11 protein-coding genes and 1 riboswitch are annotated in these 14,294 nt (G+C 69.9%); of the genes, 6 read left to right on the forward strand and 5 right to left on the reverse strand.

The genetic code is table 11. The features are described 5' to 3' along the window. Positions 1–100: 100 nt before the first annotated feature. The 5 genes from ABZS97_RS06010 to ABZS97_RS06030 all read right to left on the reverse strand — a co-directional run bounded on the left by ABZS97_RS06010 (position 101) and on the right by ABZS97_RS06030 (position 5,912). Positions 101–1,882 carry an ABC transporter substrate-binding protein gene (locus tag ABZS97_RS06010; protein WP_356134050.1) on the reverse strand — a complete coding sequence of 594 codons (1,782 nt, stop codon included), beginning with the start codon at positions 1,880–1,882 and terminating at the stop codon, positions 101–103. A gap of 64 nt (positions 1,883–1,946) precedes the next feature. Further along, positions 1,947–2,960, reverse strand: a complete 1,014-nt coding sequence (locus ABZS97_RS06015; protein WP_356134052.1) for an ABC transporter permease — start codon at positions 2,958–2,960, stop codon at positions 1,947–1,949. Positions 2,961–3,320: 360 nt separating this feature from the next. Continuing rightward, positions 3,321–4,118 carry an enhanced serine sensitivity protein SseB C-terminal domain-containing protein gene (locus ABZS97_RS06020; RefSeq protein WP_356134054.1) on the reverse strand — a complete coding sequence of 266 codons (798 nt, stop codon included), beginning with the start codon at positions 4,116–4,118 and terminating at the stop codon, positions 3,321–3,323. A 203-nt stretch (positions 4,119–4,321) separates the two neighbouring features. Continuing rightward, a complete protein-coding gene (locus ABZS97_RS06025; RefSeq protein ID WP_356134057.1) occupies positions 4,322–5,086 on the reverse strand; it encodes an enhanced serine sensitivity protein SseB in 765 nt (254 codons plus the stop codon). Positions 5,087–5,177: 91 nt separating this feature from the next. After that, complete coding sequence (locus tag ABZS97_RS06030) at positions 5,178–5,912, reverse strand: AAA family ATPase (protein WP_356134059.1); 735 nt, start codon at positions 5,910–5,912, stop codon at positions 5,178–5,180. 152 nt (positions 5,913–6,064) lie between these two features. Continuing rightward, positions 6,065–6,165: riboswitch (glycine riboswitch) on the forward strand. A gap of 159 nt (positions 6,166–6,324) precedes the next feature. Here ABZS97_RS06030 and gcvT point away from each other — a divergent pair. From gcvT to ABZS97_RS06060, 6 genes are all read left to right on the forward strand, one after another. Then, on the forward strand, positions 6,325–7,443 hold the full coding sequence (gene gcvT, locus ABZS97_RS06035; protein WP_356134061.1) for a glycine cleavage system aminomethyltransferase GcvT: 1,119 nt from the start codon (positions 6,325–6,327) through the stop codon (positions 7,441–7,443). A 109-nt stretch (positions 7,444–7,552) separates the two neighbouring features. After that, positions 7,553–7,930 carry a glycine cleavage system protein GcvH gene (gene gcvH, locus ABZS97_RS06040; RefSeq protein WP_356134063.1) on the forward strand — a complete coding sequence of 126 codons (378 nt, stop codon included), beginning with the start codon at positions 7,553–7,555 and terminating at the stop codon, positions 7,928–7,930. Between the two features lie 14 nt (positions 7,931–7,944). Next, entirely contained in the window at positions 7,945–9,207 is a 1,263-nt protein-coding gene (gene glyA, locus ABZS97_RS06045) for a serine hydroxymethyltransferase (protein ID WP_356134065.1), read from the forward strand. A 181-nt stretch (positions 9,208–9,388) separates the two neighbouring features. Beyond that, positions 9,389–10,756: an L-serine ammonia-lyase gene (locus ABZS97_RS06050; protein WP_356134067.1), complete on the forward strand. Its 1,368-nt coding sequence runs from the start codon at positions 9,389–9,391 to the stop codon at positions 10,754–10,756. A 112-nt stretch (positions 10,757–10,868) separates the two neighbouring features. Then, positions 10,869–13,295 carry a SpoIIE family protein phosphatase gene (locus ABZS97_RS06055; protein WP_356134069.1) on the forward strand — a complete coding sequence of 809 codons (2,427 nt, stop codon included), beginning with the start codon at positions 10,869–10,871 and terminating at the stop codon, positions 13,293–13,295. A gap of 2 nt (positions 13,296–13,297) precedes the next feature. Beyond that, the gene (locus tag ABZS97_RS06060; RefSeq protein WP_356134073.1) at positions 13,298–14,266 is read left to right on the forward strand and encodes a substrate-binding domain-containing protein; all 969 of its coding nucleotides are present in this window, start codon (positions 13,298–13,300) and stop codon (positions 14,264–14,266) included. The last annotated feature ends 28 nt before the right edge of the window (positions 14,267–14,294 follow it).

Raw genomic sequence — 14,294 nt, forward strand, 5'->3', positions numbered from 1 at the left:
CGGGACCGTGGGCCACCGGAGGTCTTCCGGTGGCCCACGGTTCACACCGCTCCGGCCTTCACCTGCCTTTCGTGCCTTATGGCGGGTGCGCCGGTCGGAATTACTTCACGCCCAGGCTGATGAAGTCGTACTGACCGCTGTAGTTGTCGGTCGTGTAGACGTTGGTCAGCCGGTTCGAGCGCCAGTTGATGAACTTCTCGAAGACGAAGGGCAGGTAGTAACCGCCCTCCATGACCTTGTGGTTGATCTCCGTGGACAGCTGGACCTTCTTGGCGGCGTCCAGTTCCTTCGCGTAGCTGTCGAACAGACCGTCGATGGTCTTGTCCTTGATCATCGCGAAGTTGTTGTTACCGCTGTCCAGGATGTACTTGCTGTCCCACAGCGGGAGACCGTAGCCCTGGATGGTGGGGAAGTCCGGACCCCAGCCCATGATGATGATGCCGTAGCCCTTCTTCTTCACGTTCGAAGGGCTGCCGATGATGCCGGCGGTCTGCGCACCGTCGTACTGGTCGATGTCGACGGTGATGCCGACCTTCTTCAGCGACGCCTGGAGCGACTCGGCCGTGGCGACCTCGACCGGCTTGTTGTTGCGGACCGCGATCGTGGTCTTGAAGCCGGACGGCTTGCCGCAGGCCTTCAGCTCTTCCTTGGCCTTGGCGACGTTCGCGGCACCGTCGTTCTGGGTGGCACCGTACGGGTCGTACTTCTGGCCCTCGGCGCCCGGGACGGACGGCGGGAGCATGTTGGTGCCGATGTCACCACCGGCGACCGGGCCACCGCGAGCGGTCTGCAGCGACTTGTGGTCGGCACCGTAGATGACGGCCTTGCGGCAGTGCTCGTTGTCGAACGGGGCGACCGTCTGCGGGAAGACCGCGTAACGGACGTAGCCGGAGACCGGGTTGTCCAGGTTGCCCTTGTGCTGCTTCAGGGCGGTGGTGCGGCCCTGCGGGGAGAGGCCGGTCTGCGTCATGTCCAGGTCGTAGTCGCCCTTGATCAGGCGCGAGTCCAGGTCATTGGCGTTGGTGAAGAAGTTGACCGTGACCTTGTCCGGGAGCGCCTTGCGCACCGGGTCCGAGGCCTGCTTCCACTCGGTGTTGCGGACGAGCGTCAGCGACTTGTTCGGCGTGTACGACTCGAACTTGTACGGGCCGGAGGAGAACGGGTGCAGGCCGTACTTGGACTTGGTGTCCTTGTCCTGGCGCACCGGCGACGACGAGGTCATCGCGAGGATTTCCTCGAAGTCCGAGTTGGCCGCGGGCAGCTTGAAGACGATGGTCTTGTCGTCGGGCGTCTCGATCGCCTTCAGACCCAGCTTGTCCTTGGACTTGTCCTTGTAGGGACCCTTGTACTCGCCCTTGGGGTCGAGGATGTCCTTCGCGTAGACCGGTCCGCCGGACAGCACGTCCTGCGCCCACTGACGCTCGATGCCGTACTTGATGTCCTTGGAGGTGATCGGCTTGCCGTCCTCCCACGTCACACCGTCACGCAGGGTGTACGTGTAGGTCTTGCCGTCGTCGGAGACCTTGGCGGTGCTGGTGGCGAGGTCCGGCGTGACCTTGGTGCCGCCGGCGCCCGGGGCCGTGGCGCCGGTGACGAGCTGACGGCTGTAGTAGCGCATGAAGTTCCAGGCGAACCCGTAGTAGCCGCGCGTGGTGTCCCACGAGTCGGCGTCCTGGGCGCTGGCGAACTTCAGCGTGCCGCCCGTCTTGGTGGAGGCATTGGCGACCTTGTTGTTACCGGCGTTGAAGCCGGCCGCGCCGCCCTTCTTGCCGTCACTGTTGTCGTCGCCGCCGCCGCACGCAGCCGTGCTGAGCAGTGCTGCGACCACGGCAGCTGCGGCCACGGCCTGCTTGCGCCGCCCTGTGGTGCGTTGGGTAGTCACGATCTCGGATCCTCCGTGTGTGTAGCGGCCCGTGGATAGGTCACGGGCCCGGGGGTACGGCAGTTCAGCGAGAACCCTTCGGGTCGAGCGCGTCACGCACGCCGTCGCCGAAGAGGTTGAAGGAGAGGACGGTGATGAAGATCGCTACACCGGGGATCACCATGTACATGGGGTCCGAGTCGTAGTAGTCGATCGCCGCGGAGAGCATCTGTCCCCAGGACGCCGTGGGCGGCTTGACTCCCACGCCGAGGAAGCTGAGCGCCGCCTCGGTGAGGATGTTGGTCGGGATCATCATCGTCGTGTACACGATGATGGGCGCGATCAGGTTGGGCAGGAGCTCCTTGAACAGGATGTACATCCGCCCGGCCCCGAGGCTGCGGGCAGCCTCGACGTATTCGCGCTCCCGCATCGACAGCGTCTGGCCGCGCACCACACGGCCGACATAGGGCCAGCCGAAGAATCCGATCACCAGGATCATCACGAACAGGCGCACGCCCGTGCCGGTCAGGCCCAGCATCTCGTTCGGCATGACCGAGACCAGCGCGATGATGAACAGCAGTTGAGGGAAGGCCAGCAGGCCGTCCATGACCCGGCTGATGACCGAGTCGATCCAGCCGCCGAAGAAGCCGGCGAGGATGCCCAGGACGGTTCCGAGGGCGATCGCGACCAGGGCGGACAGGAAGCCGACCAGGAGCGAGATGCGGGAACCGTAGATGATGCGGGCGAAGATGTCGCGGCCGCTGACCGGTTCGACACCGAGGAGGTGGTCCCCGCTGATGCCGCCCAGGGACCCCGTGGGGGTCGAGAAGAGCGGGTCGATGAGGTCCTCGTGGTGCGTCTCGGGGTCCTGCCCGACCAGGTTCGTGATCACGGGCGCGAGGATCGCGATCAGGATGAGCACGAGCACGACGACACCGCCCGTGAGGGCGAGCTTGTCCCGCTTGAGGCGCTCCCAGGCGATCCGCCCGAGGGAGCGTCCTTGTACCGCCGCCTTGGTCTCGGCAGCGCTCGCGGCCGCCGCTTCCTCGGCCGCGCTCGGGGCCGCGTCCGTGGTCGGCTCGTGCAATGGTGCCGTCATCGTGGCAGGGACCCCTCTCAACCGGCGGTGGCCGGCCCACACTTGCCGCTGTAGCGGCGTGATCAGTCCGTCGTACACAGGGACGAAGCCCCTGGAGCGGGAGTCTTCAACGCCTCGGCGATCTGTTGGAAGACGTGAAGGTGAATGGATGCCTAAACGTGATGCTGTCTGCGGGGTTCCGTTATCCGGACGGCGGGTAACGCGGGTCGGACGGCGGATATTTGGCCCCTTAAGGCGCAGCGAGGTACTTAATCGGCGCGCCTATGCCATTACGGACATCTCACTCGAAGACTTCGAGGCCGCAGGTCAACTCACTGCCGGCACTCGCAGGAAAGGGTGCGCCGGGTGACCCTGCGGGGCTCAGTAGGCCCGCGGGTACCCGTATCCGCCGGCTGCCGGCGCCTGGGCCTGCGCCGGAGCGGCGTGTGCCTCGCGGTCGTAGAAGGGCCTGGCGTTGGCTCTCAGCCACATCGCCACCGGGTCGGACTCGTCGGACATCGCGACGGTCGAGACCGGCAGCCCGTCCGGCACCGCGGAGATGGACTGCTGCATCATCGCCCGCACCGAGTCGACGGCGGGCGGCGAGGTGTCGTACACATCGAGGCCGATGGCCAGGTACGGCGCCCCGTGCGCGGGCTGCACCCAGGCGCGGCGCAGCGAGCGCACCGCGGAGGTGCGGTGCGCGTTCTGCGTGAGCAGGGCGTAGAACTGCGGGATCTCGATGCCCGGCTCGGAGAGCTGGAGCGGACCGGCGGGCTGGCGCTCCAGGCCCGCGGCGATCCGGCGCAGATCCAGCCACGGGATGCCGACGCCGCCGCCGGGAGCGTGCGGATTGAGCCAGAGGCCGAACTGGTCGGGGTAGAGGGTGCGGGCGACGTCGAGTCCGTCCACGACCTCGTACGACCTGTTCCAGCCGCTGGCGGAGAGTTCCTGGGCGGAGGTGACGCACGGCGCGTACCCGTACCCGCCGACCTCCATGTTCCCGTACTGCGCGTCCGGGGATCCGGCCTGGCCGTGCCAGAGCAGCATCCAGACCTGGCCGGACGACGGGGTCGCGAGCGCGCGAAGGAGCGCCTCGTAGGCGTCGTAACGCCCGGGCGTCACCTGGCGCAGCATGTGCTCGACCTGCCCGGCCGCAGCCGTGCCCGACGCGCTCACCTTCAACCGCCCCTTCGCTCCACCATCACGACATCACAGCCGATATCGCAACCGGCGTCATCACCGGCATCACGACGAACTCGTCAACATTTCGACCGAGCCATGAAACCAGCTTAAGCGGCGATCCTGACAGCGACTTGACGCACACCGCGGGAGGTGTCCGCGCCGTTTTCCCCGCGGCCGGTGCCCCTCCCGGTGGGCGGTCAGTACCCGTGCTGGTAGAAGGGCCGCACCCGCTCGCGCATCCAGTCGCCGACCGGGTCCTGCGCCACGTCCATGAACACCATGTTCACCGGGCGGCCCACCGGCACCCGGCCCAGCGCGCGGCCCAGCGCGTCCAGCAGGAGCGTGCGGTCGGCCTCCCAGGCGGACAGTTCGACGCCGATGAACATCACCGGGTCGGAGGTCTCGATGGCGGCCAGGCAGCGGCGGGCGCTCAGCACCAGGCCGGTCGCCGCGAACTCCGCCGAGGCCGCGGCCAGGAAGTCCACCGGGTCCTCCTGCCAGTCCGGCTCGAACAGCCGCACCCGGGCGCCGCTCGCGGTGCCGTCCAGCGGGGTCCGGCCGGCTCGGCACAGTTCGGCGACCGCGAGGGGCGGCAGCGGGATGCCCACCAGGCCGTCCGGGTTCACGGCGATGCCGACCTGCGGGGGCAGCCCGCGGGCGAACTCGACGGCGGGCGCGATCGTGTACGACATGTGGCCGCCGACGACCTGGCGGAACTGTTCCTCGGAGCTGAAGACGGGCACGTACGCCTGCCCTTCGATCTCCAGCGTCGGCAGGTCGAGCGGGCCCTGGTGCGGGCCGCCGCCGTTGGGCAGCGGGATCCAGAGGAAGCTGCGGCCGAGGACCTCGACGATGCGGCCGCCTGCGGAGGGCACCCCGAGGGCCGCGGCGAGCACCTCCTCCAACTCGTTTCCGGGCCAACCGCCGTGCGGATGGGGGTGCGCCTGTGCCGGGATGTCCATCTGCCTACCGCCTGCTCCGAACCACTGTTCCGGCTGGAAAGGTTAATGGGTTCACACGAAGCCCTCCGCTGCGAAACCTCCGCCCGACCGCTCAGCCGCCGAAGTCGATCCGCCGCAGCACGTCCGCCGCGTCCTGGTCGATGAGCACCGCCGAGCCGCAGCCCTCCGGGAGGTCGCCGTTCTCGACCGAGCGCAACAGCCGGGCGGCGGCGCCACGATGACGGGCGAACGCGTACCGCGAGACACCTCGGCCGCGCTCGCGCTGGCCCTCCAGGGCGGTGTCCGGGGTGACGTCGAGCAGCAGGAGGTGCAGGGTGCCGCCGCGGCGTCGGGCCTCGCGGGCGAGCCAGCGGCGCACCCAGGCCTGCGTGCCGCAGTCGTGCACCACGGCTGCGGTGCCGGAGCGCAGCACACGGCGCAGGCCCGCGTAGTGCGCGAGGCGGACGAGGGGGCGGTAGACCGCGTACGGCAGCCGGCGGGCGATCCGCTCGTCCCAGCGGTCGCGGGTGTCCTGCGAGTCGACGCGGGCGCCCGTGACGGCACGCCGCATCAGGGTCGACTTCCCGCTGCCGGGGAGCCCGGTGACGACGACGAGGTCGGCCGCGCCGAAGCTCAGGCCGTGCGGGCTGCGTCCGGCGCGCTCGCGCAGATCACGGACGACGGCTCCCGGCCGCGCACCGCACGCCTCCCGGGCCGGAGCGCCGGGCTGATCGGGCAACGCGACACCCGAGGTCGTCGCGTACGACGTCGTCCGATACGCCGAGGTCCGGTACGCCGAGGTCCTGTTCACCGTGATCGTCCTCCCCTTGGGTCTGGAGATCCCCATCCCCGTCGAGTGTAAAGAGAAGGTAATGCGCGGTGCCTCTGTTTTCCGTCCTCTTCCTGCAACAGCCCTGCTACAGGCGGCTGTGCGGGGTACCGCTGCCGTGCCGGCCGACCGCGTGCAATGATGTGCGCGCCAACTGCATACCGGCCGCTTGAATCCGCGCGGGAGAGTTCCGGGTACGTACGTCTGCCCGGACGCCGAAGGAGCAAGTCCCTCCCTTGAATCTCTCAGGCCCCGTTACCGCGCGGGCGAGGCACATCTGAAAAGCGGGCCGCTCTCCGGCGGCCCCACCCAAGGTGCAAGTCATGTCCACCGTTTCGCGGGGTCGTGATGAACCTCTCAGGTTCCGATGACAGATGGGGAGGAACGCCTCGCCGTCTTGCCTTGCCGTCATGCCTTGGGAGCCCCACCGATGAGCAGTAACGCACCCCGTCTGACCGCGCTCGATGCCCTGCATCGCTCGCTCGGCGCGACGATGACCGACTTCGCGGGCTGGGACATGCCCCTGCGGTACGGCTCCGAGCGCGACGAGCACCTCGCCGTCCGCACGAAGGCGGGCCTCTTCGACCTCTCCCACATGGGCGAGATCACCGTCACCGGCCCCGAGGCCGCAGCGCTTCTCAACCACGCGCTGGTCGGCAACATCGCCTCGGTCGGCGTCGGCCGCGCCCGCTACACGATGATCTGCCGGGCGGACGGCGGCATCCTGGACGACCTGATCGTGTACCGGCTCCAGGAGCACGAGTACATGGTGGTCGCCAACGCCTCCAACGCGCAGGTCGTGCTGGACGCCCTGGTGGAACGTGCCGCCGGCTTCGACGCCGAGGTCCGCGACGACCGTGACGCGTACGCCCTGATCGCCGTGCAGGGCCCCGAGTCCCCCGGCGTCCTGAAGTCCCTCACCGACGCCGACCTCGACGGCCTCAAGTACTACGCCGGTCTGCCGGGCACGGTCGCCGGCGTCCCCGCCCTCATCGCCCGCACCGGCTACACCGGCGAGGACGGCTTCGAGTTGTTCGTGAAGCCCGAGCACGCCGTCGAGCTGTGGCAGGCACTGACCAAGGCCGGCGAGGGTGTCGGCCTCGTCCCCTGCGGCCTGTCCTGCCGCGACACGCTGCGCCTTGAGGCCGGCATGCCGCTGTACGGGCACGAGCTGACGACGGAGCTGACGCCGTTCGACGCCGGGCTCGGGCGGGTCGTGAAGTTCGAGAAGGAGGGCGACTTCGTGGGGCGTACGGCTCTGGAGGCCGCCGCCGAGCGCGCCGCCTCCGAGCCCCCGCGCGTTCTGGTCGGTCTGATCGCCGAGGGCCGCCGGGTCCCGCGCGCCGGGTACCAGGTCGTCGCCGACGGCCAGGTCATCGGCGAGGTCACCTCCGGCGCGCCCTCCCCCACCCTGGGCAAGCCGATCGCGATGGCGTACGTCGACGCCGCGCACGCCGCGCCGGGCACCGCCGGTGTCGGGGTCGACATCCGGGGCAGTCACGAGCCGTACGAGGTCGTGGCGCTGCCCTTCTACAAGCGCCGGAAGTAGACACTGGCCGCGGGCCCGGACCGACCCCGCGCCCCGCTTCCCGGCTCACCAGCAGCCCCTGCAGTCCCCCATTCACCAGCACTCCCCTGCGTACAGGAGAATTCAGGCCATGAACAACCCCCAGCAGCTTCGTTACAGCAAGGAGCACGAGTGGCTGTCGGTCGCCGAGGGCGGCGTCGCGACAGTCGGCATCACCGAGTTCGCGGCCAACGCGCTCGGCGATGTCGTCTACGCCCAGCTTCCGGAGGTCGGTTCCACGGTGACCGCGGGTGAGTCCTGCGGTGAGCTGGAGTCGACCAAGTCGGTGAGCGACCTGTACTCCCCGGTCAACGGCGAGATCACCGAGATCAACGAAGACGTGGTCAACGACCCGTCGCTGGTGAACTCCGCGCCCTTCGAGGGCGGCTGGCTGTTCAAGGTACGCGTCACGGACGAGCCGGACGACCTGCTCTCCGCCGACGAGTACACCGCCTTCTCCGCCGGCTGAGGATCGTAGAACCCATGTCGCTTCTGAACACACCCCTGCACGAGCTGGACCCGGACGTCGCCGCCGCCGTCGACGCCGAACTGGACCGGCAGCAGTCCACCCTCGAAATGATCGCCTCCGAGAACTTCGCTCCGGTCGCCGTCATGGAGGCCCAGGGCTCGGTCCTCACCAACAAGTACGCCGAGGGCTACCCGGGCCGTCGCTACTACGGCGGCTGCGAGCACGTCGACGTGGTCGAGCAGATCGCCATCGACCGCGTCAAGGCGCTCTTCGGCGCCGAGCACGCCAATGTGCAGCCCCACTCGGGCGCCCAGGCCAACGCCGCCGCGATGTTCGCGTTGCTCAAGCCCGGCGACACGATCATGGGCCTGAACCTCGCGCACGGCGGGCACCTGACGCACGGCATGAAGATCAACTTCTCCGGCAAGCTGTACAACGTGGTCGCCTACCACGTCGACGACGCCACCGGCCAGGTCGACATGGCCGAGGTCGAGAAGCTCGCCAAGGAGTCCAGGCCCAAGCTGATCGTGGCCGGCTGGTCCGCCTATCCGCGCCAGTTGGACTTCGCCGCGTTCCGCCGGATCGCGGACGAGGTCGGCGCCTACCTCATGGTCGACATGGCGCACTTCGCCGGTCTGGTCGCGGCGGGGCTGCACCCCAACCCCGTCCCGCACGCCCACGTCGTCACCACGACCACCCACAAGACGCTGGGCGGCCCGCGCGGTGGCGTGATCCTCTCCACCGCCGAGCTGGCGAAGAAGATCAACTCAGCGGTCTTCCCGGGTCAGCAGGGCGGTCCGCTGGAGCATGTGATCGCGGCCAAGGCGGTCTCCTTCAAGGTCGCCGCCTCGGACGAGTTCAAGGAGCGCCAGCAGCGCACCCTGGACGGCGCGCGCATCCTGGCCGAGCGTCTGGTCCAGGACGACGTGAAGGCCGTGGGCGTGGACGTCCTGTCCGGTGGCACCGACGTGCACCTGGTCCTGGTCGACCTGCGCAACAGCGAGCTCGACGGGCAGCAGGCCGAGGACCGTCTCCACGAGGTCGGCATCACGGTCAACCGGAACGCGATCCCGAACGACCCGCGTCCGCCGATGGTCACCTCGGGCCTGCGCATCGGCACGCCCGCCCTCGCCACCCGCGGCTTCACCGCCGAGGACTTCACCGAGGTCGCGGACATCATCGCCGAGGCGCTGAAGCCCGCCCACGACGCCGGGTCCCTGAAGGCCCGGGTGTCCGCTCTGGCCGACAAGCACCCGCTGTACCCCGGCCTGAAGTAGTTTCGTTCGCTTTCCGTCGTACGAGGTTTTTCTCGTTTTTCTCTCGTACCGGTATCTTTCGTACGAACGTCCGGGGCACCGCGCACACTGGAAGGTGAGCGCGGTGCCCCGCCGTATGCACTGCCCTCTGCGTCACCCCTGGCGGACAACGGCGTCCGCCGACCACACCTAGGAGTCCCCCGTGGCCATCTCGGTCTTCGACCTGTTCTCGATCGGCATCGGCCCGTCCAGCTCCCACACGGTCGGCCCGATGCGCGCGGCCCGCATGTTCGCGCGCCGCCTGCGCAACGAGGACCTTCTCGACCGGGCCACCTCGATACGCGCCGAGCTGTACGGCTCGCTGGGCGCCACCGGACACGGGCACGGCACCCCCAAGGCGGTACTGCTCGGCCTGGAGGGCGCCTCCCCGCGCACCGTGGACGTGGAGGGCGCGGACATCCGCGTGGAGGAGATCCGCACCGGCGGACGCCTGAACCTCCTCGGCACGCACGAGATCGCCTTCTCCTACGACGACGACCTGGTCCTGCACCGCCGCAAGGCGCTGCCGTACCACGCCAACGGGATGACGCTCTTCGCGTACGACACCGCCGGCGCCCTCGTGCTGGAGAAGACGTACTACTCGGTCGGCGGCGGCTTCGTGGTCGACGAGGACGCGGTGGGCGAGGACCGCATCAAGCTGGACGACACGGTCCTGAAGTACCCCTTCCGCACGGGCGACGAACTGCTGCGGCTGGCCGGGGAGACCGGCCTGTCGATCTCGGCGCTGATGCTGGAGAACGAGCGGGCGTGGCGCACCGAGGAGGAGATCCGCGAGGGGCTCCTCGACATCTGGCGTGTCATGCAGGCCTGCGTGTCCCGCGGCATGTCCCGCGAGGGCATCCTGCCGGGCGGCCTGAAGGTGCGCCGCCGCGCCGCCGTCTCGGCCCGCCAGCTGCGCGCCGAGGGCGACCCGCTGGCGCACGCCATGGAGTGGATCACGCTCTACGCGATGGCCGTGAACGAGGAGAACGCCGCGGGCGGGCGAGTGGTGACAGCCCCCACGAACGGCGCCGCGGGCATCATCCCCGCGGTCCTGCACTACTACATGAACTTCGTGCCCGGCGCGGACGAGGACGGCGTCGTCCGGTTCATGCTCGCCGCCGGAGCCATCGGCATGCTCTTCAAGGAGAACGCCTCCATCTCCGGCGCCGAGGTCGGCTGCCAGGGCGAGGTCGGTTCGGCCTGCTCGATGGCGGCGGGCGCGCTCGCCGAGGTCCTCGGCGGCTCCCCCGAGCAGGTCGAGAACGCGGCCGAGATCGGCATGGAGCACAACCTCGGCCTCACCTGCGACCCGGTCGGCGGCCTGGTGCAGATCCCCTGCATCGAGCGCAACGGCATGGCCGCGGTCAAGGCCGTCACCGCCGCCCGCATGGCCATGCGCGGCGACGGCTCCCACAAGGTCTCCCTCGACAAGGTCATCAAGACCATGAAGGAGACGGGCGCGGACATGTCCGTCAAGTACAAGGAGACGGCCCGGGGCGGGCTCGCGGTGAACATCATCGAGTGCTAGCCGCAGGGGCCCGGCGCACCGGGCCAGGACCGCGCAAGGCTGACTTGCCCTATCCCCGCAGGGCGCGCACGCTGGGACTGTGAGTGACATCACGGGTGCGAATTGAGAAAGTATGACCGCTTCTGATCAGGGTTCCGGTCACTACGGGTGGTCGCCCGATGCCGTCACGGCCACCGTCGGCCCGGGAGGCATCGTCACGGGCTGGAGCGAGGGTGCCCGGCGGCTGCTGGGCTACCGCGCCGCGGAGGTCGTGGGGCATGCCGCGGCCGAGCTGCTCGCCACGCGCGAGTCCTCCGAGACGGCCGGGCTCGCCCTGATCGACTCGCAGGAATGGAGCGGCACCGCCGCACTCCTTCATCGGGACGGCCACCGCGTCGACGTCACTCTGCATGCCCATCCCTCGCTGGACGGCGACGGCAAGCCCCAGGGTTTCGTAGTGACCGCCACGTCGGACACCGCCGGGTCGGGACCCGACAGGAAGATGATGGAGTGGGCGTTCGCCCAGGCCTCGATCGCCCTGTCCACCTACGCCACCGGTTCGCGTGCCTGGCAGCTGAACGCGGTCGCCTCGGGCAGCGAGCCGGCGCGGAAGGGCGCACCGCGCACGTCGCCGTACCCCGACCTCCTGGACGGGGGCCACACCGACGAGGGGTTCCTGCGGCGCGTCCGGCGGGTGGCCGAGGAGGCCAGGCCGATGCGCTACGAGCACCTCACTCCGGCTCCGCCCGACGCCCGCGGGCACGCCTGGATCATCGAGATGTGGCCCGTCAGGGATCCCTCCACCGGCCAGGTGTGCGGAGTCGGCACCGCGACCTTCGACAGCAGCGAACAGCACCGGGCCCGGCAGCGGCTGGCCCTGCTGAACGAGGCCGGCACCCGTATCGGCACGACTCTGAACGTGACCCGCACCGCGCAGGAACTCGCCGATCTGGCCGTCCCCCGGCTCGCCGACTTCGTCAGCGTGGACCTGCTCGACTCCGTGACCCGTGGGGAGGAGCCGGTGCCGGGGCCGGTCGACGCCACCGTGATGCTTCGGCGGGTGGCGCACCAGTCCCGCGCCGCGGGCGTACCCGAGGCGAGCGTCGGTCTCGGGAAGATCGACGCCTATCCCGCGTTCTCCCCGCCCGCCCGCTGCCTGGCCACCGGCCGCCCGGTGCTCAGCGGGACGGACGATCCCGACTTCGGGCGGTGGGTCGCCCTGGACGAGGCCCGCAGCAGCAGCGTTCGGACGCACGGGTTCCACTCGCTCATGGCGGTCCCGCTGCAGGCCCGCGGGATCACGCTCGGGGTGGCGGTCTTCACCCGGAGCACCACCTCGGCCCCCTTCGCGCAGGACGATCTGATCCTCGCCGAGGAACTGGCGGGCAGGGCGGCCGTAGGTGTGGACAACGCGCGCCGCTACACCCGGGAGCGCACCAACGCGCTCACCCTCCAGCGCAGTCTGCTGCCGCGTGAGCTGCCCGAGCAGACGGCCGTCGAGGTCGCGTACCGCTATCTGCCGGCCGGCTCGGGGGCCGGTGTGGGCGGCGACTGGTTCGACGTGGTTCCGCTGTCCGGCACCCGGGTCGCCCTGGTCGTCGGGGACGTGGTCGGCCATGGCATCCAGGCATGCGCCACCATGGGGCGGCTCCGTACCGCGGTGCGCACCCTCGCCGACGTCGACCTGCCCCCGGACGAACTCCTCACCCACCTCGACGACCTGGTCACGCACCTCTCCTCGGACAAGGACGACGCCGCCCCGAACGAGCCGTATGCCGTCACGGGTGAGATCGGCGCCACCTGCCTGTACGCCGTCTACGACCCGGTCGCCCGCGTCTGCACCCTCGCCAGCGCCGGCCATGTGCCACCCGTGCTGGTCCTCCCCGACGGCACGGTCAGCGTCGTACGACTCAACCCGGGGCCGCTGCTGGGCGTCGGGGGTCTGCCCTTCGAGGCCACCGAGCTGGAGCTGCCCGAGGGCAGTCTGCTCGCCTTCTGCACCGACGGTCTGATCGAGGCGCGCGACCATGACATCGGCCTCGGCCTCGACCGGCTGTGCGCGGTGCTGGCCTCCCCGGTCCCCTCGTTGGAGGTCACCTGCGACGCCGTACTCGAGTCGCTGCTGCCCGAGAGCCCCGACGACGACGTGGCCCTGCTCCTCGCGCGCACCCGTGCCCTGCACACCGACCAGGTCGCCGCCTGGGCCCTGCCCTCCGACCCCGCGATCGTCGCCGACGCCCGGGCGCAGGCCGCCCGCCAGCTCGCCGTCTGGGGACTTGAGGAGGCGGCGTTCGTCACCGAACTGGTGGTGAGCGAGCTGGTCACCAACGCCATCCGGTACGGAAGCGTGCCCATCGGCCTGCGGCTGATCCGGGACCGGACGCTGATCTGCGAGGTCTCCGACGCCAGCAGCACCGCCCCCCATCTGCGCCGCGCCCGCACCTACGACGAGGGCGGCCGCGGGCTGCACATGGTCGCCCGGCTCACCCAGGGCTGGGGCACCCGGCAGACCTCCCGGGGCAAGACCATCTGGGCCGAGCAGCTCCTCCCGGTCAGCTGACCATGACCGAGCACACGGGCGACCCGAGCCCGGAGCCCGCCGCGCACGCGAGCGCCGCCGAGGCCGGCGGTACGCACACGCTCGGTCTGCTCTACCCGCCGGCCGGCCGCGGGCGCGAATACACCACGATGCAGCTCGCCTTCATCGGCGGGCTCGCGGAGGCCGCCACCCCGCACGGCTACGACCTGCTGCTCTCCCCCGGCGACTCGCAGAGCGATCCCTCGTTCAGGCGGATCGTCGACGAGCGACGGGTGGACGGCGTGATCGTCATGGAGATCCGACGGGAGGACGACCGCGTCGAACACCTCAGCAAGGTGGCCTTCCCCTTCGTCGCCATCGGCAGGAACCGCAGGGCGGAGGAGGCCGGCTGGGTCGACCTGGACTTCGCCGGCCTGGCAGGCGGCTGCGTTCGGCACCTCGCCGACCTCGGCCACCGCAGAATCGCGTTCGTCAACAGATCGGAGCAACTGTTCAACAGCGGCTACGGGCTGGCGCGCCTCGGGGACGAGGGCTACGGCGCGGCCATGACGGAGCTGGGACTCTCTCCGCACTCCTACCTCTGCGGTGACGACCTCGCCTCGGGGGAGGCGGTCGTGGAGCGGATCCTGCTGGACGACCCGGCAACCACCTCTCTGGTCACCATGAACGAGGCCGCTCTGGAGGGCGTGTACCGCGGGCTGACGCGTCACGGCCGCAGCGTGCCGCGTGACTTCTCGGTCGTCGGGGTGGCGGCCAGCCCTTGGGCGGAACAGGTGAGCCCGCAGCTCACCGCGGCCGAGATACCCGCCCGGGAGATGAGCCGGGTCGCCGTCGACCTGATGGTCAAGCGCCTCGCCTCACCCGGCTCGGCTCCCCGGCACGTCCTGCTGAAGCCTCTGATCACCCTTCGCGCCAGTACCGGGCCCTGCCGTCCGGTGCCCGGTTCGGAGCCCGAATCGGAATTCCCGGATCTTGACGACTTCGATTTCTGACGCACGCCCGCACGCCCGCACGCCCGCA

The sequence above is a fragment of the Streptomyces sp. NPDC005485 genome (assembly GCF_040606085.1).
Taxonomy (GTDB): Bacteria; Actinomycetota; Actinomycetes; order Streptomycetales; family Streptomycetaceae; genus Streptomyces.